Raw genomic sequence first — 21,372 nt, forward strand, 5'->3', positions numbered from 1 at the left:
CGGCGGTTCGTGCACCCTGCACGCTGCCGGAAACACCTTGCGGTAACCCTGCGTGGCAGCGCTCACCCGCGCCCGGGGAAGCCAGAACTGGAGATCGTCCAATGCTCGAAAACGAGCCAGAGGGCGGTGAGCGGACCGGTTCGCAGCCGGCCGCCGACACTGCCGAGAATGCCGATGCCACACCCGCCCGGCGGACCCGCGCCACCCGCCGCCGTACCTCGCCCACGGCTTCCGAACCAGCGCCGACCGGGGCCCCGGTAGAGGCGCCGACCGTCGCCCGGACTACCAGCGGCGAGGCGCCGGAAGCCGAGGTGATCGCACCGGTGGCCGGTGACACCACGGCGGCTCCGAAAACCACCCGCCGCCGTCGCAAGGCCACCACTGCCGACCGGAAGGAAGAGGGAGGGGCTTCGTCCCAAACCGGGGCGACCAGCGCGGAAGCTGCCTCGCCGACCGAAACCGAGTCCGCCGCCACTACCGGAGCGACGGAAGCTGGTCCGTCCGACACGCCGGCTGGCTCGTCGGAGGCGGCAGCTGGTTCACCTGAGGCACCGACTGGCTCGTCTGGGGCCTCGGCCGGCCCGTCCGCCGAGGCAACTGGAGCTGCGGAGGCAGCTGCTGGATCCGCGGAGACGGGGGTAGCGCCGACCAAAGCGACCCGTACCCGTCGTAAGAAGGCAGTGAAGGCGGTTCCGCCGCCGGTCGAGACGCCGGGCGGGGCGGACATCCCCGCCACGGCGGAACCGGCCGCACCGGGTGGCGCGGTCGAGATCTCGGGGCAGCCGTCGGTGACCACGCCGGCGGAGACCGCCCCGGCCCGGGTGGTGCCCGCCGGCGGTGAACCGGCTCCGGAGGCCGACCAACCGGCCGAGGAGGTTACCCGTACCCGTCGTCGTCGGGCTGCGCTCTCCGCACCGACCGTGCTGTTCATGGCACCTGAGCCGGAGGTGCCGCCGGCCCGTCCGCAGCGTGCTGCCGTCCCGGTGGTCGAGCCCGTAGTGGCACCCGCCGAGGCAGGCGAGCCGGAGGTGGCGGAACCGACCGAGACGGCTCGGCGTCGGCGGCGGGGCCGCCGTACCGAGCCGGAGGTACCGGTCGAGCCCGAAGAGGAAGACATCGAGGTCCAGGAGGAGCCCGTCGACCTCGACGAGGAGGACGAGGACGAGGCTGCCGGCCGGCGGCGTCGGCGGCGGGGCCGCCGAGGTCGAGGCCGGGGCAAGGGGCCGGCGGACGAGACCGAGGACGAAGGTGTCGAGGAGCCGGCACACGCCGAGGCTGAGGGTGAGGCCGAAGGTGAGGCCGAGGAAGACGAGGGAGAGGGCGAGGAGGACGAGGGCGGCGAAGGGCTGACCCGGCGTCGTCGCCGCCGCCGTCGTAAGGGTGCCGGTGACGTCGAGAGCGCCGCCGACGACGGCGTACCCACCGTGGTCAAGATCCGGGAACCGCGCCGTACCGACGAGGTACAGGGAGTCTCCGGCTCGACCCGGTTGGAGGCCAAGCGGCAGCGTCGCCGGGACGGACGCGAGCAGCGTCGTACCCGCCCGCCGATCCTGAGCGAGTCAGAGTTCCTTGCCCGCCGGGAGGCGGTCGACCGGGTCATGGTCGTCCGCCAGCGCAACGACCGTACCCAGATCGCCGTCCTGGAGGACGGAGTGCTCGTCGAGCACTACGTGAGCCGGGCGTCGGCCGGGGCCATGGCCGGCAACGTCTACCTGGGCAAGGTGCAGAACGTCCTGCCCAGCATGGAGGCGGCCTTCGTCGACGTGGGACGCGGACGGAACGCCGTCCTCTACGCGGGTGAGGTCAACTGGGACACCACCGGACTGGAAGGGCGAGCCCGCTCGATCGAGCACGCCCTGCGCTCCGGTGACTCGGTGCTCGTACAGGTGACGAAGGACCCGATCGGGCACAAGGGCGCTCGGCTGACCAGCCACATCGCGCTCTCCGGTCGGCACCTGGTCTACGTGCCGCACGGCAACGCCTCCGGCATCAGCCGGAAGCTGCCGGACACCGAGCGCAAGCGTCTACGGGACATCCTCAAGAAGCTGGTGCCGGAGGGGGCGGGCGTGATCGTCCGGACCGCCGCCGAGGGGGCCAGCGAGGACGAACTGGCCCGCGACGTCAAGCGGTTGCAGGCCCAGTGGGAGGACATCCAGGCCAAGGCCACCGAGGGCGGCGCGCCGGTGCTGCTCTACGAAGAGCCGGACCTGCTCATCCGGGTGGTCCGGGACCTGTTCAACGAAGACTTCCGCGAACTCGTGGTGCAGGGCGACGGGGCGTACGACATGGTCGAGTCGTACCTGACGCACGTCTCGCCCGATCTGGTGGCCCGGCTGCACCGGCACGTCGGCACCGCCGACGTCTTCGCTGAGCGGCGCATTGACGAGCAGATCCTCAAGGGGCTGGACCGTAAGGTCTTCCTGCCCTCCGGTGGGCACCTGGTCATCGACCGCACCGAGGCGATGACCGTCGTCGACGTCAACACCGGTAAGTACACCGGGGCCGGTGGCAACCTCGAGGAGACCGTCACCCGCAACAACCTGGAGGCGGCCGAGGAGATCGTTCGGCAGCTCCGGCTGCGGGACCTCGGCGGCATCGTGGTGATCGACTTCATCGACATGGTGTTGGAGTCGAACCGGGAGCTGGTGCTGCGTCGACTCACCGAGTGCCTCGGGCGGGACCGTACCAAGCACCAGGTCACCGAGATCACCTCGCTGGGGTTGGTCCAGATGACCCGGAAGCGGATCGGCGCGGGCCTGCTGGAGGCGTTCAGCGAGACCTGCGAGTGCTGCAAGGGCCGTGGTCTGATCATCCACACCGAGCCGGTGCCGGAGAAGGCCCGGGCGGCCGGGGCCGGAGAGAAGGTCAAGGCGGTCGCCTCGGCCTCGTCGTCGGCGGCTGCGACTCCGGCCGTGGCGGAGACGACCACCGGCAGTTCCCGGCGCCGTGGGCGCAAGAGTGCCACGACGGAACGGACCATCGCCGAACCTGAACGGACCGTCGTGGAGTCGGAGCGGACCACGGTGCAGCCGCAGCGGACGGTTGCCGAGGTGTCGGACTACGAGGACACCATGGGCTACGACCTGTCGCGGTACGAGACCCCGGCGGCGGAGTCTGACGACGCCGCACCGGCGGGGCCCGGAGCCGCCTCGTCGACGGGAACGGACGACGCCTCTTCGGCGGTGGAGTCCGGGAATGCCTCAGCGGCACCCGCTCCGGCGGCTCGGCTGGCCGGGGCGGATGATCCCGACGCGCTGGACGAGAACGGTGACCCGGATGACACCGAGCCGGGTGGCGGTCGGCGTCGCGCGCGGCGGAGTGGTGCCCGTCGCCGTACCCGCCCCTAATTCCGACTGTGGTTAGGAAGGGCCCCTTCTTATCGCTTTTTGCATAAGAAGGGGCCCTTCCTAACCTCCAGGCGGGGAGGGGGAGGGGTGGTTTGGGCTGCGGGCGGGGCATGCCGTACGCTGGCCTATGGTGCACTTTTGTGCGCCAAGTTCTCGCGTGCCCGCCGCCGCATTCGTGGCGAGCCGCCGCGCGAACAGCACGTTACCCGAAAGCAGCCTCAACGACAGGGAGTCCGCGTCCGATGTACGCGATCGTCAAGACCGGCGGCAAGCAGTACAAGGTCGCCGAGGGCGACGTGATCGAGGTCGAGAAGCTCGCCGGCGAGCCCGGTGACGCCGTCACGCTCTCCGCGGTGCTCCTCGTCGATGGTTCCGACCTGGTGACCGACGCGGCGCAGCTCGCCAAGGTTGCGGTGTCCGGCGAGATCGCCGCCCACACCAAGGGACCGAAGATCCGGATCCACAAGTTCAAGAACAAGACCGGCTACCACAAGCGCCAGGGTCACCGCCAGCCGCTGACCCAGGTAAAGGTGACCGGCATCTCCAGCGGGAAGTAGGTCGTCTCCAGATGGCTCACAAAAAGGGTGCGTCCAGCTCGCGTAACGGCCGTGATTCCGCGGCGCAGCGGCTCGGCGTGAAGCGGTACGGTGGCCAGGTGGTCAGCGCCGGCGAGATCCTGATCCGGCAGCGCGGCACCAAGTTCCACCCGGGTGACCTGGTTGGTCGGGGTGGCGACGACACGCTCTTCGCGCTGGCCGCCGGTGCGGTCCAGTTCGGCACCAAGCGCGGTCGTAAGACCGTCAGCATCGTGCCGGCGCAGCAGTAGCGCTTTCACCGAAGCGGGCCGTGGACCTGGTGTCCCGGCCCGTTTCGTCGTCCTGGTGGCGGGGATTGGCCCCGCCGCAAGGACCGCTGGCGGGCCAGGCCCGCTGGAAGGACTGACGGCGGGGCAAGCTCCGCTGAGAGGATTGGTGGCGTGACAACGTTCGTTGACCGGGTCGTCCTGCATCTGCAGGCCGGCGATGGCGGGCACGGCTGTGTCTCGATCCACCGGGAGAAGTTCAAGCCGTTCGGCGGTCCGGACGGCGGCAACGGCGGACACGGCGGAAGCGTCTCGCTCGTCGTCGACCCGCAGGTGCACACCCTGCTCGACTTCCACTTCCACCCCCGGGTCAAGGCCGAGAACGGCAAGGGCGGGGCCGGCTCCAACCGGGATGGCGCCAATGGCGGCAACCTGGTGGTCAAGGTGCCGGACGGCACGGTGGTGAGCACGCTCGACGGGGAGGTGCTCGCCGACCTCGTTGGGGCGGGTACCACCCTGGAGGTGGCCCGGGGCGGTCGGGGCGGTCGGGGCAACGCATCGCTGGCCAACGCCAAGCGCAAGGCACCGGGCTTCGCCGAACTGGGGGAGCCGGGTGACCGGCTCGACGTCGTGCTGGAGCTCAAGAGCGTCGCCGACGTCGGACTGGTCGGGTTCCCCTCAGCCGGCAAGTCCTCGCTGATCTCGGTCATCTCGGCAGCCAAGCCCAAGATCGCCGACTACCCGTTCACCACGCTGGTGCCCAACCTCGGCGTGGTCGGGGTCGACGAGCACACCTTCACCGTCGCCGACGTTCCGGGCCTGATCCCCGGTGCAGCCAGCGGCAAGGGGCTCGGCCTGGAGTTCCTGCGGCACATCGAGCGCTGCGCGGTGCTGGTGCACGTGGTGGACTCGGCGACCCTCGAACCGGGGCGGGATCCGCTGGCCGACATCGACGCGATCGAGGCCGAACTGGCGGCGTACGGAGGGTTGGCCGAGCGCCCGCGGCTGGTCGTACTCAACAAGATCGACGTGCCGGATGGTCGGGACCTGGCCGACATCGTCCGCCCCGATCTTCTGGCTCGGGGCTACCGGGTGTTCGAGGTGTCCGCCGCGACCCGGGAGGGGCTGCGCGAGCTGACGTACGCGCTGGCGGAGCTGGTTGAGCAGGCCCGGGCCGCCGCGCCGACACCCGAGCCGACCCGGATCGTCATCCGGCCGACCGCCGTGGACGACGCCGGCTTCACCGTCGAGTCGGACGGCAACGGTGGCTTCGTCGTACGCGGTACTCGTCCCGAGCGGTGGGTACGGCAGACCAACTTCGACAACGACGAGGCGGTTGGCTACCTGGCCGACCGGCTGGCCCGGTTGGGTGTGGAGGAGCAGCTCGCCAAGGCGGGTGCCGAGCCGGGCAGCCTGGTCCGGATCGGTGAGCGGGAGTTCGACTGGCAGCCCACGCTCTATGCCGGGGCCGACTACGTGCCCGGCTCCCGGGGTACGGACACCCGGCTGGAGGAGAAGTCGACCCGGGCTACCGCAGCCGAGCGGTTGGCCGCCCGTAAGGCCCGCCGCCGTCGTCCGGCGGACGAGGTCGAGGCGGACTCCGGGGACGCGTCCGGGGCGGTGCAGACGGTCGGCGAGACCGACCGGAACAACGCTCTGGACGGCGCCGAGTAGCCGCCGCGCGCCGTAGCTATCCGGAGGGTGTCGGCTGCGGCGTTCGACCCGTTGACCAGGTCATTCATCGGAAACTTGGCGGAAATCCTCGCTGGTTAAGCTGCCCGTGTGCTGATCGAATCCCGTCCGACTACCGACCCCGAACTGGCCGCTCTGGTTACCACCCAGCAGCGGGAGCTACGCGAGATCGACGGTGGGCTCGATGGGCAGGTCACCGTCGTGCACGGCGACGCCCGCTATCTGGTCGGGGTGATCGACGGTCGGGTGGTGGCCTGCGGGGCGATCCAGCCGTTGGGTGGTGACACCGCCGAGATCAAACGGATGTACGTCCGCCCGGCGTACCGGGGGCGTGGTCTGTCCCGGCAGATCCTGGCCGCCCTGGAGGAGGTGGCCCTGTGCTCCGGGCACACCGTGCTGCGCCTGGAGACCGGCAGCTACCTGCCGACGGCGATCCGGCTCTACGTCTCCTCGGGTTACGCCGAAATCCCGGCCTACGGCGAGTACGTCGACAACCCGTACAGCGTGTGCTTCGAGAAGTGCTTGCCCGTACCCGCTTGAGTGAGCCGAGCATTCGGCGTCGTACGACCGGCGTGGCTAGTTTTGGATAGCCCGTTTCATAACGTGCTACGGTGTCGGCGTGGCACGACCGAGGATGTTCGACGAGGACGAGGCGATAGACGCGGCGATGCGCGCGTTCTGGCACGCGGGTTACGAGGCGACCTCGACGCAGGATCTTTGTGCGGCGACCGGGCTGGGGCGGAGCAGTATCTACAACACCTTCACGAGCAAGCGTGACCTGTTCGAAAAGGCGTTGGACCGCTATATGGAGACCAAGGCCGCCGCGATCCTCGAGGTGCTGGAAGGTGATCTGCCGATCGTCGAGAAGATTCAGGTTCTGTTCCGGCAGGCCATCGACATCGAGGTAGGCGATCCGGCTGGCTGTCTGGTGGTGAACACGGTGGTCGAGTTGGCGCCGCGTGACCCGGAGATAGCCGCGCGACTCCAGCGCGACCATGAGCGACGGCTGGCAGCGCTCCATACGGCGATCGACGCGGGTCGGCGGGTGGGAGAGATTGCCACAGACAAGGATCCTGAGGCTCTCGCCCACTTTGTCATCGCCACCATCGGTGGGATGCGGGTCGCGGCTCGGGCCGGGGCGGACCGGGCCACGCTCGAAATGGTCGCGACCACCGCACTCTGCGCATTCTGACCGCTTGCGTGCCATGACTCCTGGGTAGTGCTCGCTGCCCTTCGGGCCGCTCGCTGTCCTTCGGGGCTGGCCGTCTCGGCGTGACGATCTCAGCCTCGATTTTTTTTGGCCAAATTGTGAACTGATCCATCCAAAACTGGGAGTTCTGCCATGCCGATTGCCATCTACGTCCTGGGCCTGGCGATATTCGCCCAGGGCACCTCGGAACTCATGCTCGCGGGTCTGCTCCCAGAGGTGGCCGCTGACCTGGAGGTGTCCATCCCCCAAGCGGGACTGCTGATCTCCGCCTTCGCCCTGGGCATGCTGGTGGGGGCTCCGGTCCTGGCCGTGGTCACCCTGCGCTGGCCTCGCCGTACGACCCTGCTGACCTTCCTCGGGCTCTTCTCCGTGACCCACGTCGTGGGCGCACTGACCCCGAGCTACGGAATGCTCTTCGGAACCCGGATCGTGGGTGCCTTCGTGTACGCGGGCTTCTGGGCAGTGGCCGCCATCACCGCGGTCGGTCTTGTGCCGCCGAACGCCCGAGGCAAGGCGATGGGGATCGTCGCCGGTGGCCTCACCGTGGCCACTCTCGTCGGTCTCCCCGCCGGTACGGTAATCGGGCAGCATCTCGGGTGGCGGGCAGCCTTCTGGGCGGTGGCCGCGCTGTCCGTGCTTGCGATGATCGCTGTTCTCGGCACCATCCCCGGCGGTCGGCCTGATCCGGAGAACCGGACCCGGCTGAGCACCGAACTACGCGCCATGGCCAACCTCCGACTGTGGCTCTCCTACGGCACGACCGCGCTGACCACGGGCGCTCAGCTGGTCATCTTCAGCTACCTGGCGCCGCTGCTGACCGACGTCACCGGTCTGTCGTCGGGCTGGGTGCCGGCGGTGCTGGCCCTCTACGGCGTGGGGTCGTTGATCGGCATCACGATCGGCGGCCGGACGGCCGATGCGCACTCGTTCCGCACGTTGTATGTCGGGGTGGCTGGAGTCGTTGTTATCTCGGCGGCGTTGGGCTTGTTCGCCGAGATGCCCATGCTGGCCGTTCCGCTGGTCTTTCTGCTCGGCGGATTCGGGTTCGCCATCAACCCCGCGCTGAACACCCGGGTCTTCACACTGGCGAACGACGCTCCGACGTTGGCGACCGCGACGAACTTCTCGGCCTTCAACGTCGGCATTACCGTGGGTCCGTGGCTCGGCGGCCTCGCAATCGGTGCGGGGGCCGGCTACCCGGCTGTGGCCTGGATCGGCGTCGTGCTTGGTGTGATCGCGCTTGGCACGGTGCTGCTGGCCGCCGCCCTGCATCGTGGGCGACCCGATGTCGTCCCCGAGGCGGACCCGGGTGCCCTGTCGAGCAGGACGGCGGCGACGGCGGTCTCCTCGTCGTCGCCGACCGTCGCGCCGACCGTTTTGTCGACCTTGGGATCCGTTGACGGGGTGTGAAAGCTGTACCTGCCGGACGGCCGGAAGCGGTCTTGCCCAGCAGGTGACCGGCAGCGGACAGCTCTTCAGGTGAGCAGGCCGATGGCCCGCTTGGCGCGGTGGACCGTGTCAGCGGCGCTGTGCCGAGCCCGCTCGGCACCGTCGACCAGTACCCGCCGTACGTAGCCGGGGTCGCGGGTCAACTCCGTGTGCCGCACCTGGATGGGGTGCAGTAGCGCCGTCACCGCCTCGGCCACGGCCCGCTTGAGCTGCCCGTACGAGGTGTATTCGGTGGCCAGTTCGGCCGGCCTGCCGTCCACGCAGGCGGCGAGGATCTCCAGCAGGTTGGCCACCCCGGGCCGGTGCTCCGGGTCGTACTCGACGATGCTGCCGGAGTCGGTGACCGCTCGGAGCACCTTGCGGCGGATCACCTCGGGCGGGTCGAGCACGAAGATCGTCCCCGCGTCGAGAGAGCTGGTCTTGCCCATCTTGGCGGTCGGGTCGGCGAGGTTCATCACCCGGGTCGCCACCTCGGGGTGCACCGCCCGAGGCACGGTGAAGGTCTGGCCGTACCGGGTGTTGAACCGGGTGGCCACGTCCCGGGCGAGTTCGAGGTGCTGACTCTGGTCGTCGCCGACCGGCACCTCCCGGGCGTCGTGCAACAGGATGTCCGCGGCCATCAGCACCGGGTAGGTGAGCAGGCTGAGGCGTACCTGCTGCTGGCCCGCGGACTTCTCCTTGAACTGGATCATGCGGTGCGCCTCGCCGTAACCGGTCGCACACTCCAGCAGGTAGTGCAGTTCGGCGTGCTCGGAGACCTGGGACTGGACGTAGAGCAGCGAGCGGTCCGGATCGAGACCGGCGGCGAGCAGCATGGTCGCCTGTTCCAGGGTGAGTTCGCGTACCCGGGCCGGGTCGTGCGCGACGGTGAGGGCGTGTAGGTCGGCGAGGAAGGCGATCGTCTCGCCCCGGTACTGCCCGGCGATGATCGGCCGGATCGCGCCGAGCAAGTTGCCCAGGTGCAGGTTGCCGGTGGGTTTGAAGCCGGTCAAGCGTCGGGTGGCGGTCGTCGCCGTGGTCGGGATGGTGGCGGTCATCGGTGGCTCCTTGGGGAGTACGCCGACCGCCCGACCCGGGACGGACACCAGATACGCGAAACGGCCGCCCGGGAGGGGGCGGCCGATTTTGGTTTCGGGTGCGCGGATGCGTGGGCCGCCCGTCAGGGCGCCCGCCAGCAGGCCATGGTTGTCATCCGCACGGTGCAACCGTAGCAGGTCAGCTGGGTGCCCTAGCAGGTCAGCTCGGTGTGGCCGCTACCTCGGCGATCAGCTTCCGGGACTCCTCGGGGGAGAGGGCAGCGTCGCGTTGGTGTGCGAATACGGCCCGGAGCTGGTTGACCTGGGCTGACTCATCGACGATCTGCCCGCCGGCGAGGTGTTCGAGGCAGCCGACCGGCGGGTCCTCGGGAAAGGGAAAATCGAGCAGGACGATCTGGCCCAGCTCGCTGCCGGTCGCCCCGGCGGTGAAGGGCAGGACCCGGATGGTGAACTGCCCTTCGTCGATCAGCTGGATGAGCCGGTCGAGTTGGGCGGTGAAGGTCTCCGGGGTGCCGACCCGGCAGCGCAGCGCCGCCTCGCCGAGCACCAGTTGGCACTGCGGTCCGGGCTGGCGGCGGAGTACCTGCTGTCGATGTAGCCGAAGTTGGACCCGGCGCTCCACCTCGGCGGATTTCCGGTTGGTCCAGGCTGCTCCGAGAAGTGCCCGGGCGTACGCCTCGGTCTGCAGCAGGCTCGGTACGACCTGCGGCTGGAACACCTGGATAGCGGAAGCCTCGCCTTCGAGGCCGACGAAGGTCTGGAACCAGTCCGGCATGAGGTCCCGGTAGACGTACCACCAGTCGCGCTGGACAGCGTCCTTGGCGAGCTGGACGATGACGTCGGCCTCGGTGCCGTGTACGCCGTAGATGGGAAGCAGGCCACGCACGTTGGCCGGGCGGGCGCTGGCCCGGGCGGTCTCGATTCGCGACAACGTCGATTGGGCCATGCCCATCCGGAAGGCGACGTCTTCGAGTGTCAGACCAGCCTGCTCCCGAAGCTGACGTAGCGCCGAAGCGAGGCGACGGCGCTTGATGATCGAGGCCATACCGCGATCATTTCATATCTCTGCGTCACCAATCCGTCGCGCAAAATCGTAGAGGGATATTGCGTCTACACAGGAACGCTGCAACACTGCGTACGGCTTCGATTACGCAAGCCGCGTCTGTCCTTCGTGTACGGAGGCCCGCACTCCCCAGAAAGGTTGGCGATGTACGACAACGGATGGCCGCCCAGCCCATCGCGGGCGAGCCTGGTGCGGGAGACCGCCGCAGCCAACGGATTCACCGTGCACCTGGATTTCGGCGCAACCACCCTCGCCGATGCGCGGGAACAGGCGGTCCGGTACGCCGAGGCGTTGAGCATCCTCTGCCCGGAGATCGTGATCGAGACGACCCAACTGTCGTACGTGGATGCCTGGCAGCACATCGAGCAGCTGTTCTGCGGCGCGATCGGTCCCGACGGTGAAGTGTGCGTGGACGTGTGGGAGCACCCCGGTTTTCACCGGGCCGAGGGGCTGGACGGCCTCGCCTGGGGCGACGGCGACGGCGACGCCGATGGTGCTACCTGACCTGGCCGCCGACGGCGCTACCTCGCCCGGTCCGTAGTGCTACCTGACCTGGCCGCCGATGGTGCTGCCTCGCCCGGCCCATGGTGCTACCTGGGCTGGTCAGTCCAGGTCGAACTCGCCATCCTGGGCGCCGGCCACGAAGGCGTCCCACTCAGCCTGGGTGAAGACCAGCACCGGGCCGTCCGGCTCGGCGGAGTTACGCATCCCGATCAGGTCGTCCACGAACGCGATCTCGACGGCACCCTCGGACGAGTCGCCCTCGGCGCGCTGCCACACCGCGCGGGACAGGTCGAAGTCGCCCTTGGGGTGTTGCGCCATCGTCGGTTCCTCCACTGCGCCATCGGTCATAGCTGAAGGCTATCCATCAGCCCATCGTGCAGGATAGGCGAATGCCGAGCCTTACCCGTGTCGACGCGGCCGAGCGTGCCGCACTGCTCACCATCGAGTCGTACGACATCGATCTCGACCTGACCGGGGACGGCGAGAGCTTCCGCTCGATTGCCACCATCCGGTTCCGGGCGGCGGCCGTCGGCGCGACCACCTTTGTCGAGATCCGCCCGACCCGGCTGCTCGGCGTACGGCTCAACGGGGCGGAACTGGATCCGGCGACCCTCGACGACAACCGGGTCCCGTTGACCGGGCTGCTCGCCGAGAACACGCTGACCATCGAGGCCGAGATGGCGTACTCGAACAGTGGCGAGGGGATGCACCGCTTCGTCGACCCGGCCGACGGGGAGACCTACCTCTACGCGCTGTCCTTCCTGGACAACGCACAACGCATCTTCGCCGCGTTCGACCAACCGGACCTGAAGGCACCGGTCACCCTGTCGGTGACCGCGCCGCCGCACTGGCTGGTCGCCGCAAACGGCGCAGTGGCGGCCACTGGTGCAGTGACGGCCACTCCGGTAGCCGGGCGCTGGGCGTTTGCCCAGACCGAGCCGCTGGCCAGCTACTTCATTTCGCTGATCGCCGGGCCCTACCACGTGGTACGCGACGAGCACGACGGCATCCCGCTGGCCCTCTACTGCCGGCGGTCACTCGCCGAACACCTCGACCAGGACGCCGAGGAGATCCTCACCATCACTCGGCAGTGCCTGGACCGGCTGCACGAGCTGTTCGAGGTGCGCTACCCGTTCGGCAAGTACGACCAGGCGTTCGTACCCGAGTTCAACGCCGGGGCGATGGAGAACCCCGGACTGGTCGCGATCCAGGACGACCTGGTCTTCCGCTCGGCGGTCACCGAGGGACAGCGTGAGCTGCGCGCCACCCTCATCGCCCACGAGATGGCGCACATGTGGTTCGGTGACCTGGTCACCATGCGCTGGTGGGACGACCTGTGGCTGAACGAGTCGTTCGCCGAATACCTGGGGACGCGGGTGACCGCCGAGGCGACCCGTTTCGACCGCGCCTGGACCACCTTCGCGATGCGGCGCAAGGCCTGGGGGTACGCCGCCGACCAGCGACCCTCCACCCATCCGGTCGCGCCGGTCGAGGTCGTCGACGCGGCGCAGGCGCTGCTCAACTTCGACGGCATCTCGTACGCCAAGGGCGCAGCCGTGCTGCGCCAGCTTGTCGCCCAGGTCGGCGACGCGGCGTTCCTGGCCGGGCTGCGGGCACACTTCGCGGCGCACCGGTTCGGCAACGCGACCCTGGCCGACCTGCTGGCCGCGCTCGCCCACTCCAGTACGAGTGTGGCGAGCGTCGATCGGCAGTCGAACCTGGACCTTGCCGACTGGGCGGAGGTGTGGCTGCGCCGGGCGCAGGTCAACACCCTGACTGTCGAGGCGACCGTGGACGCCCAGGGGCGCTATACCGAGGTGGCGGTGACCCAGACCGCGGCACCGGAACATCCCGTGTTGCGGCCGCACCGGATCGGTGTCGGGCTCTACGACTTCGATTCGGCCGGGGACGCCCGGCTCCGGGAACGGTTCGAGGTGGACCTCGTTCCGGAGGTTGACGGGGGACGGACCGTCCTGCCCGAGTTGGCCGGTCGACCGGCGGCCAGCGTGCTGCTGCCCAACGACGGGGACCTGACCTTCGCCAAGGTGCGCCTCGATCCCACGTCGGCGGCGGCCGTACCGCAGCTTCTGCCGGCGCTGGCGGACCCGCTGGCGCGGGCGGTGCTCTGGGGCGCGACGCTCGACGCGGTGACCGACGGAGAGCGGCCAGTGGCCGACCTGGTCGAGTTGATTTGCGCCGCGCTGCCCACCGAGACCGAGGTCGTCGTGGTGGAGGACGTACTGACCCTGAGCCGTTCGCTGATCGACCGTTACCTCGATCCGGCGGCCCGGCAGGTGGCACTGGGGCACGTCGCGCAGGCCTGCCAGCAGGTGCTCGACACTGCATCGCCCGGCGGATCGATGCAGCTCGCGGCCGTCCGAGGGCTGATCTGGACAAGTACCGGTCCGGATCGGCTGGCCGGTTGGCTGGCTGCGGAGGCGGTGCCGGCCGGACTGGCTATCGATACCGACCTGCGGTGGGCGCTGCTCGGCCGGCTCGCTGTGCTCGGCACGGTGGGGGAGGCGGAGATTACCCGGGAACTGGCCGCAGACCAGAGCGCGACCGGTGCGGCCCAGGCGGCGCGGTGTCGAGCCGCGTTGCCCGATCCGGCGGCGAAGGAGCGGGCCTGGCAGGTGATCACCTCGGACACGACCCTCTCCAACCGACTCGTGGAGGCCAACGCCGCCGGTTTCTGGCAACCCGATCAGACGGGGCTGACCGATTCCTATGTGGAGCGGTACTTCGCGGAGATGCCGGCGATGATGCATCGGCGTACCCCGTGGGTGGCCGAGGGGGTCGCGGCGCTGGCCTTCCCCCGCTACGCGATGGCGGAGAGCACCCGGGAGCTGGCCGGGGCGCTGTTGACCCGCGACGACCTGGTGCCGGGACTACGTCGGGTGGTGACCGACGCGGACGACGACCTGCGCCGGGCATTGGTGGCGCGGGCCAGGTTTACGTCCCAGCCGGAGGTGTCTTGAGCCTGACTTGGCTGTTGGGCGGCGGGTGCGTGAGCCGGACCGGCTGTTGGGCGGCGAGCAGTGCCTTCTGTCACATGCCCGGCCGGTGATCAAGCATGATCGGCATACGATCAAAAGGTGGAACAGGACATCCGACGGGTCGGGATCATGGGGGGCACCTTCGACCCGATCCATCAGGGGCACCTCGTCGCGGCGAGCGAGGTGGCGGACCGGTTCGAGCTGGACGAGGTGGTGTTCGTACCAACCGGCCAGCCCTGGCAGAAGGCCGACGAACCGGTCAGTCCGGCCGAGGACCGCTATCTGATGACAGTCATCGCGACCGCGTCGAATCCGCGCTTCCAGGTCAGCCGGGTCGATATCGACCGGGGCGGGCCGACCTACACCGTCGACACGTTGCGCGACCTGCGCGCCGAGTACGGCCCGAAGGTCGAACTCTTCTTCATCACCGGTGCGGACGCGTTGGAGAAGATCCTGTCCTGGAAAGACCTGGACCAGATGTTCGAGCTGGCGCACTTCATCGGGGTGACCCGACCCGGGTTCGAACTCACCGACGCGCATCTGCCGGCCGACACGGTCAGCCTGGTGCAGGTGCCGGCAATGGCCATCTCGTCCACCGACTGCCGGCGACGGGTCGCGGCAGGCGAGCCGGTCTGGTACCTGGTGCCGGACGGTGTGGTGCAGTACATCGCCAAACGCGGCCTGTATCGGGCGTGATTTGGGGGGTTTTCGTCCCTGTCGTTGCTGAAACTGGCAAGTCGCGAACCGTCGACATGTGAGAGGCTTGGCGGAACGTACGGTTGATCGAAGGAGAACGGTGACAGCTTCCGAACGCGCCCTTGAGCTGGTGACTGCGGCGGCCCAGGCGGCTGCGGACAAAAAGGCGCAGGACATCGCCATCATCGACGTAGCGGACCAGCTGGTGATCACCGACGCGTTCCTGATCGCCTCCGCGCCCAACGAGCGTCAGGTGCTGGCCATCGTCGACGCCATCGAGGAACGGCTGCTCGACCTACCGGAGAAGGCGAAGCCGGTCCGACGCGAGGGCGAGCGGGCCGGACGCTGGGTGCTACTCGACTACGTCGACGTGGTCATCCACGTACAGCACACCGAGGAACGCGAGTTCTACGCCCTCGACCGGCTCTGGAAGGACTGCCCCACGATCCCGTTCGTCGACCGTGACCTCGTCGAAGCCGACGCGGGCGCGGCCGAATGACCCGACTGATCGTTTGGCGGCACGGCAATACCGACTGGAACGCCGCCAACCGGGTCCAGGGCCAGACCGACGTCGCCCTCAACGACCTAGGCCGCGAGCAGGCCGCCCTGGCCGCGCCGTTGCTGGCCGCATTGCGTCCCGACACCATCGTCGCCAGCGACCTCCAGCGCGCCCAGGACACCGCATCGGCCCTGGCCGCCCTGACCGGACTGCCGGTACGCACCGACGCCCGGCTACGCGAGCGCTACTACGGGCTGTGGCAGGGTCTGACCATGACCGAGGTCGCCGAACAGTTTCCGGCCGAGCACGCGCGCTGGCGGGCCGGTGAGCCGGACCCGGGCTGCCAGGTGGAAAGCCTCGACGACATGGGCAAGCGGGTCGGCGGCGCGCTACAGGACGCGGCGGACGCCGTACCGGGGGGCACCATCGTGGTCGCCACCCACGGCGGCGGGGCCCGTCAGGGCTGCGGTCACCTGCTCGGCTGGGGCTCGGCGGTGCTGCGTACGGTGGGGCCGCTGCAGAACTGTCACTGGACCGAGTTGCGGCATGACGACGTACGAGGCTGGCAGCTGCGGGCCCACAACGTCGGGTTGATCAGCCAGCGGGTCGTACCAGAGGCGGTCTGAGCGGCTCAGGTGATCGGCCCGCGCAAGCGGTCTGAGTCGGTCAACGATCGTTCGCAGGGTCACCGCTGGGGCAGCGGTGTTGGCGATCCGCTACCGTGCCGACATGCCCGTCGCGGTCGTCACCGACTCCACCGCGTACCTGCCGGCTGAGCTGAGCGGCACGTACGGCCTTACCCAGGTGCCACTGACCGTGGTGCTGAACGGGCGAGCCGGGTTGGAGGGGGACGAGATCTCCGCCGCCGACATCGTCCAGGCGCTGGACGCGCGTCGGGTCGCGGTGAGCACCTCCCGGCCCGCCCCCGAACTGTTCGCACAGACCTACCGTCACCTGCTGGACCAGGGAGCGACCGGCGTGGTGTCGATACACCTGTCGGCGGAACTCTCCGGCACCGTCGACGCGGCGCGACTGGCCGCGACCGAGGTCGGCACGGATCGGGTCACGGTGGTCGACACCCAGTCGACCGGGATGGGACTGGGTTTTCCGGTGCTTGCGGCCGCTACGAGCGCCGCGCGCGGGGCGGACCTGACGGCGGTACGGGAGGCTGCGGTCGACACGATCGGCCGGACCCACACCTACTTCTACGTCGACACGCTTGAATTCCTCCGTCGAGGGGGCCGGATCAACGCCGCTACGGCGCTGTTCGGCACCGCCCTGTCGGTCAAGCCGATCCTGCACGTCGTCGACGGTGCCATCGTCCTCTGTGACCGGGTACGTACCGCCAGCCGTGCCCTGGCCCGGCTGGTCGACCTCGCGGTGCAGGCCGCCGGGGACGCCGAGGTCGACATCGCCGTCCATCACCTCGGTACGCCACAACGGGCGGCGGAACTCGTCGCGACGCTGACCGACCGGCTGGGCCGGCAACTCCGCGACCGGTACGTCACCGAGGCGGGCGCGGTGATCGCCGCACACACCGGCCCCGGGTTGGCCGGTGTCGTGGTGCACCGCCGCGCCTGAACCATTCCGGCTCCATCTCCTGCACGCCCACCGTTTTCCACCGGGCCCTAGCACAACAGGTCATGATCAGGGCGTTTTCCACAGCCGGGTCGGTTGTCCACAGCGGCTGGTCAGCGGCTGATGTGAAGGCCAGCGGTGCGCTTGACTGCCGAACGTGGCCGATGACGACGAGACGATTGTTCGGCAGCGGCTCATGCGCCTGCTCGGCCGGACCGAGCCGCCGCTTCGGCAGGCTGCCCCGCCGGGACGGTCATCCAAAGCGCCAACTTCCGCCGAGGCAGCGTCGGTCGTACCAGTGCCTGCTGCGATGGCGTCGGTCGTACCAGCGCCTGCCGAGGCAGCGTCGGCCGTACCGGCCGGCGTACCCCGGCTGCTCGGAACCGGTGCCTTCGATCCGGGTCGGCGGGGAGTCAAGGCGCTGGCCGTGGTGGCCGTACTGGTGGTGCTCGGGGCTGCCGTCTGGGCTTGGCGGTCCCGCCCACATGCTGAGCCGGTGCCGGCAGCCTCAGTGGCCCCGTCGGCGTCGTACCAGGCCCCGTCAGGTCCGAGCGGGGCAGCGGGGGAGGTGGTGGTCGCGGTCGCCGGCAAGGTACGCCGTCCCGGTCTAGTCCGGCTACCGGCTGGGGCCCGCGTCGCCGATGCGCTGGCTGCTGCTGGCGGGGTGCTGCCCGGTGTGGACATCGCACTCCTCAACCTGGCCCGCAAGGTCAGCGACGGTGAGCTGATCCTGGTCGGGGTGACCGCACCGCCCGGAGCCGCCGGGCAACCGGGTGGCCCCGGGGCGGCCCCCGATCCGGGCACGGTTGCGGGTGGCGGCGGAAAGGTCAACCTCAACACGGCCACCCTGGCCCAGTTGGATGCGCTGCCCGGCGTCGGCCCGGTGCTCGCCCAACGCATCCTCGACCATCGCGAGCAGCACGGCGGGTTTCGCGCCGTCACCGACCTTCGCCAGGTCACCGGCATCGGCGATGCCAAGTACGAGGACCTCAAGGACCTGGTGACGGTATGACGGCACCAGCAGCACCCGGCTCAGTTCCGGCCGCGTCCGGCTCGGCCGGGTTAGTCACGCCGACCCCGGCCATGTCCGTCCCGGTCGTGTCAGCCCCGGCCCGGAAGGAGCCGCCCGACCTGCGGCTGGCCGGGTTGGCGGTCGCGACCTGGCTTACCGCCCTGGCCGGGCTGTATCTCTCCGTACCGGTCCTGGTGGCGGTCGCGGTACTGGCCACGATCGGTGCGCTTGCCCTTGCCCTGGCCGGGCAGCTGCTTCGGCGTCGACCGGGTCCGCCCCGCCAGAGCGGGACCAGCCAGTATGGCTGGATCGCCGTGACAGTGCTGCTCGGTGTGGTGTGTGGCAGTACGGCGACCGCCGCCCGGCTCGTGGTACGCGACGCCACCCCGCTTGCCGAGCTGGCGCAGGAGCGGGCCAGCGTCGCCGCCGAGCTGGTGGTCCGCGACGACCCACGAGCGGTCCGGGGTGCCGCTGGTCGACCGTCGGTCTACCTGGTCGCGGCAGAGTCGTTCTGGGTGCGGGACGTGGGCGGCCGGCGGATCAGCGTCGGTGCCCGGGTCCTGGTGCTGGCCAGCGATCCCGGCTGGCGAGAGCTGTTGCCCGGTCAACGGCTGACCACTGAGGGACGACTGGCCACACCCCAGGGTGGGGACCTGACTGCCGCGGTGCTGTCGGTCGGCACCCCACCGGTACTACTCGGTGAGCCTTCCTGGGCACAGCGGGCCGCCGGTGTACTGCGGGCGGGTTTGCAGCGGGCCTGCGCGCCGCTGCCGGACGAGCCGGGGGGACTGCTGCCGGGGCTGGTGGTGGGGGACACCAGTCGACTCGACCCTGCGGTCGAGGACGACTTTCTGGCCACCGGAATGACACATCTCAATGCCGTCTCCGGTTCCAACGTCGCAATTCTGATCGGTCTCGTGCTGCTGCTCGCCCGTTGGGGTCGCGCCGGGCCCTGGCTGGCTGCGGCCATCTGCGGGATTGCCCTGGTCGGGTTCGTGATCCTGGCCCGGCCGTCGCCGAGCGTCGTACGGGCGGCTGTCATGGGGGCGGTCGGGCTGCTCGGGCTTGCCCTCGGTCGGCCCCGTGCGGCGTTACCGGCCCTGGGGGCGGCCGTTGTCGTGCTGGTCGTGGCCGATCCGGAACTGGCCGGGGACGCCGGGTTCGCGCTGTCGGTCCTCGCCACCGGCGGGCTGCTGCTGATCGCGCCCGGCTGGCGGGACGCGTTGCGGCGTCGGGGCGTACCAGCCGGGGCGGCGGAGGCGTTGGCGGTCCCGGCCGCCGCCCAGGTGGCTTGTGCACCGGTGGTGGCAGGACTGTCCGGGACGATCAGTCTGGTGGCCGTCCCAGCCAACCTGTTGGCGGTGCCGGCGATCGCGCCCGCCACGGTGCTCGGGGTGGTGGCGGCCGTGGTGTCCCCGGTCTGGCCGGCGGGTGCCGAGTTCGCCGCCTGGCTGGGCAGTTGGCCGGCCTGGTGGCTGGTGACCGTGGCCCGGTACGGTGCCCGGCTCCCCGCTGGCACCCTGCCCTGGCTGGACGGGGTGGCCGGCGGCCTGACGCTGGCCGCGCTCACCGTGGCCCTGTTGGTGGCCGCTCGGCATCCCCTGGTGCGCCGACTGGTGGCAGTGGTCACGGCTGCGGTGGTGGTCGGCGCGCTTCCGGTCCGGATGGTGGCCAACGGTTGGCCGCCGGAGGGTTGGGTGGTGGTGGTCTGCGCGGTCGGCCAGGGGGACGCTGTGGTGCTGCCGGTGGGGTCGGGGCAGGCGGTTCTCGTCGACACTGGCCCAGATCCGGTGGCGGTCGACCGGTGTCTGCGTCGGCTCGGGATACGAACGGTGTCCCTGCTGGTCGTCAGCCATTTCCACGCGGATCACGCCGGTGGGGTGGACGGCGTCTTCCGGGGACGCCGGGTAGCGGCGGTGGTGACGCCACAGTGGCCCGAGCCAGCGGCCGGCCGGGAAGCGGTCGAGGCGGCTGCCGTCCGGGGCGGAACGCCGGTGACGGCGGTTGGTGCCGGCTGGTCATACCTGGCCGGACAGGTGGCGCTGACGTCGGTCGGGCCGCCACAGCAACTGCGTGGCACGCGATCCGACCCGAACAACAACTCGGTCGTTCTGTCGGCCCGAGTGCGGGGCGTGCGCATCCTGTTGGCCGGGGATGCCGAGAGCGAGCAGCAACGGGCGTTGCTTGACCAGCCACCCCCAGGTGGTTTGCGAGCGGACGTGCTGAAGGTCGCCCACCACGGTTCGGCCTACCAGGACGCGGGTTTCCTCGACGCGGTGGCACCGACGGTGGCCCTGGTCCCGGTGGGAGTTGACAACGGGTACGGCCACCCGAACGCTTCGATTCTCGCTCGACTGGCCCGGGGCGGGGCTCGGGTGCTGCGTACGGACACCGACGGTGACCTGGCCGTGGTCGTCCGGCCCGACGGAGGATTGGCGGTGGCCGTACGGGGGCTGGAGCCGGGAGAGGGCAGCAGGTGACAGCCCCGGCAGCCGCTCTCGACCTCGGAACGGGGACCGGACTCCATGCGGAGTTGACCTTCGCGGAAACCTGCCCTACCAATCGCAGTGCGCCGATGGCACCCTGAGCGCATCGACACGCGATGATTGGAGTAGCGCTCAGGTGGACGTCTTCCTCTTCGCGTTCTACGCGCTCGCCTACGTCGTTCTGCTCGCCTGGCTGATCCGGCTCGGCACGCGCCACGGTTTTGCTACGCCCTCGGTCGTGGTGCTACCGGTGGTCGCCGGACTGCTCTACGACAACGGCCTGATCGCGCTGGGCGCGGTCGTCGGGGAGGGGCCCCTGCTGGAGAACCTCAACCTGGTCCGTTTCTGGTCGCACGCACTGCTTACCCCGCTGTTGACGATCTTCGCGTGGGACGCGGTCCGGCGCGCGGGCGTGCGCTGGGCGGGCACCCGGATCGCGGCGGCCGGTGCCATCCTGCTCACCCTCGCCCTGGTAGCTATCGAGCTGGTCACCGAGCTTGCGAAGCTGACCCTGGAACCGACCCTCGAGTACGGCACCCTGCGGTACACGCCAGCAGAGTCCGACGGTCCCCCGATCATGGTGCTGACGATTGCCCTCGTGCAGCTGATCGCCTCGGTGATTGTCTTCCGCAAGCAGCGCTGGCCGTGGTTCATGGTCGGCGCAGCGCTCATGATCGTCGCCAGCGCGGTGCCGCTCCCGTTGCCCACCGGCGCCATGACCAACCTCTTCGAACTGATTCTGCTGACCTCGCTGGTGGCGACCAAGACCCGTCAGGACCGGCAGTCGGCGTCAGCGAGCGTGCCGACGGCACCGGCCACCCCGGCGAACGTCTGAGCGACACCGCCACCTTGGACATGACCAGACGACCAAGCGGCACCAGGGGCTGAAGGCGGGAGAACGAAGCAGGTGGCAGCCGTCGGACAATGTGCTCTAACTTAAGGTAAATGTCTGGATTTGCGCTAAGTGCGGGGTCAGCTGCGGGGAGCTGGGTGAGCAGGTC

General features: G+C 69.7%; 19 protein-coding genes. 16 read left to right on the plus strand and 3 right to left on the minus strand.

Going from position 1 to position 21,372, the window contains the following annotated elements; translation table 11 throughout:
• Positions 1-101: 101 nt before the first annotated feature.
• The 7 genes from ACWDV4_RS17245 to ACWDV4_RS17275 all read left to right on the plus strand — a co-directional run bounded on the left by ACWDV4_RS17245 (position 102) and on the right by ACWDV4_RS17275 (position 8,461).
• Positions 102-3,347: an Rne/Rng family ribonuclease gene (locus ACWDV4_RS17245; RefSeq protein WP_449979698.1), complete on the plus strand. Its 3,246-nt coding sequence runs from the start codon at positions 102-104 to the stop codon at positions 3,345-3,347.
• A 242-nt stretch (positions 3,348-3,589) separates the two neighbouring features.
• The gene (gene rplU, locus ACWDV4_RS17250; protein ID WP_184536331.1) at positions 3,590-3,904 is read left to right on the plus strand and encodes a 50S ribosomal protein L21; all 315 of its coding nucleotides are present in this window, start codon (positions 3,590-3,592) and stop codon (positions 3,902-3,904) included.
• Positions 3,905-3,915: 11 nt separating this feature from the next.
• Positions 3,916-4,173 (plus strand): 50S ribosomal protein L27, encoded by a 258-nt coding sequence (rpmA, locus tag ACWDV4_RS17255; protein ID WP_449979700.1) that lies wholly within the window; start codon positions 3,916-3,918, stop codon positions 4,171-4,173.
• Between the two features lie 150 nt (positions 4,174-4,323).
• Positions 4,324-5,823 (plus strand): GTPase ObgE, encoded by a 1,500-nt coding sequence (gene obgE, locus ACWDV4_RS17260; protein ID WP_449979702.1) that lies wholly within the window; start codon positions 4,324-4,326, stop codon positions 5,821-5,823.
• Between the two features lie 108 nt (positions 5,824-5,931).
• Entirely contained in the window at positions 5,932-6,381 is a 450-nt protein-coding gene (locus ACWDV4_RS17265) for a GNAT family N-acetyltransferase (RefSeq protein WP_449979705.1), read from the plus strand.
• A gap of 94 nt (positions 6,382-6,475) precedes the next feature.
• Complete coding sequence (locus tag ACWDV4_RS17270) at positions 6,476-7,033, plus strand: TetR/AcrR family transcriptional regulator (RefSeq protein ID WP_449979708.1); 558 nt, start codon at positions 6,476-6,478, stop codon at positions 7,031-7,033.
• Positions 7,034-7,183: 150 nt separating this feature from the next.
• Positions 7,184-8,461 carry a Cmx/CmrA family chloramphenicol efflux MFS transporter gene (locus ACWDV4_RS17275; RefSeq protein WP_449979711.1) on the plus strand — a complete coding sequence of 426 codons (1,278 nt, stop codon included), beginning with the start codon at positions 7,184-7,186 and terminating at the stop codon, positions 8,459-8,461.
• 65 nt (positions 8,462-8,526) lie between these two features.
• Here the strand turns inward: ACWDV4_RS17275 and trpS are convergent, their stop codons facing one another.
• Together trpS and ACWDV4_RS17285 are read right to left on the minus strand one after the other, a co-directional pair.
• Positions 8,527-9,537, minus strand: coding sequence for a tryptophan--tRNA ligase (gene trpS, locus ACWDV4_RS17280; protein WP_449979714.1), 1,011 nt, complete (start codon positions 9,535-9,537; stop codon positions 8,527-8,529).
• Between the two features lie 199 nt (positions 9,538-9,736).
• Positions 9,737-10,582, minus strand: coding sequence for a helix-turn-helix domain-containing protein (locus ACWDV4_RS17285; RefSeq protein ID WP_449979717.1), 846 nt, complete (start codon positions 10,580-10,582; stop codon positions 9,737-9,739).
• Positions 10,583-10,744: 162 nt separating this feature from the next.
• Here ACWDV4_RS17285 and ACWDV4_RS17290 point away from each other — a divergent pair, with 162 nt between their 5' ends.
• Entirely contained in the window at positions 10,745-11,104 is a 360-nt protein-coding gene (locus ACWDV4_RS17290) for a hypothetical protein (protein ID WP_449979720.1), read from the plus strand.
• A 99-nt stretch (positions 11,105-11,203) separates the two neighbouring features.
• Here the strand turns inward: ACWDV4_RS17290 and ACWDV4_RS17295 are convergent, their stop codons facing one another.
• Positions 11,204-11,422, minus strand: coding sequence for a DUF397 domain-containing protein (locus ACWDV4_RS17295; protein WP_449980068.1), 219 nt, complete (start codon positions 11,420-11,422; stop codon positions 11,204-11,206).
• A gap of 71 nt (positions 11,423-11,493) precedes the next feature.
• Between ACWDV4_RS17295 and pepN the strand changes: the two genes are divergently transcribed.
• The 8 genes from pepN (at position 11,494) to ACWDV4_RS17335 (ending at position 21,206) form a co-directional block, all read left to right on the plus strand.
• Positions 11,494-14,082 (plus strand): aminopeptidase N, encoded by a 2,589-nt coding sequence (gene pepN / locus ACWDV4_RS17300; protein WP_449979723.1) that lies wholly within the window; start codon positions 11,494-11,496, stop codon positions 14,080-14,082.
• A gap of 117 nt (positions 14,083-14,199) precedes the next feature.
• The gene (nadD, locus tag ACWDV4_RS17305; RefSeq protein ID WP_449979726.1) at positions 14,200-14,796 is read left to right on the plus strand and encodes a nicotinate-nucleotide adenylyltransferase; all 597 of its coding nucleotides are present in this window, start codon (positions 14,200-14,202) and stop codon (positions 14,794-14,796) included.
• Positions 14,797-14,896: 100 nt separating this feature from the next.
• A complete protein-coding gene (gene rsfS, locus ACWDV4_RS17310; RefSeq protein WP_449979728.1) occupies positions 14,897-15,295 on the plus strand; it encodes a ribosome silencing factor in 399 nt (132 codons plus the stop codon).
• Positions 15,292-15,921 carry a histidine phosphatase family protein gene (locus ACWDV4_RS17315; protein WP_449979730.1) on the plus strand — a complete coding sequence of 210 codons (630 nt, stop codon included), beginning with the start codon at positions 15,292-15,294 and terminating at the stop codon, positions 15,919-15,921. Before rsfS ends, ACWDV4_RS17315 begins: the two co-directional genes overlap by 4 nt.
• A gap of 103 nt (positions 15,922-16,024) precedes the next feature.
• Positions 16,025-16,876, plus strand: coding sequence for a DegV family protein (locus tag ACWDV4_RS17320; protein ID WP_449979732.1), 852 nt, complete (start codon positions 16,025-16,027; stop codon positions 16,874-16,876).
• A 154-nt stretch (positions 16,877-17,030) separates the two neighbouring features.
• Entirely contained in the window at positions 17,031-17,885 is an 855-nt protein-coding gene (locus ACWDV4_RS17325) for a helix-hairpin-helix domain-containing protein (protein ID WP_449979735.1), read from the plus strand.
• 71 nt (positions 17,886-17,956) lie between these two features.
• On the plus strand, positions 17,957-20,365 hold the full coding sequence (locus tag ACWDV4_RS17330; protein ID WP_449979738.1) for a ComEC/Rec2 family competence protein: 2,409 nt from the start codon (positions 17,957-17,959) through the stop codon (positions 20,363-20,365).
• Between the two features lie 142 nt (positions 20,366-20,507).
• Positions 20,508-21,206 carry a hypothetical protein gene (locus ACWDV4_RS17335; protein WP_449979739.1) on the plus strand — a complete coding sequence of 233 codons (699 nt, stop codon included), beginning with the start codon at positions 20,508-20,510 and terminating at the stop codon, positions 21,204-21,206.
• Positions 21,207-21,372 lie beyond the last annotated feature (166 nt).

The organism is Micromonospora sp. NPDC003197, assembly GCF_053590565.1.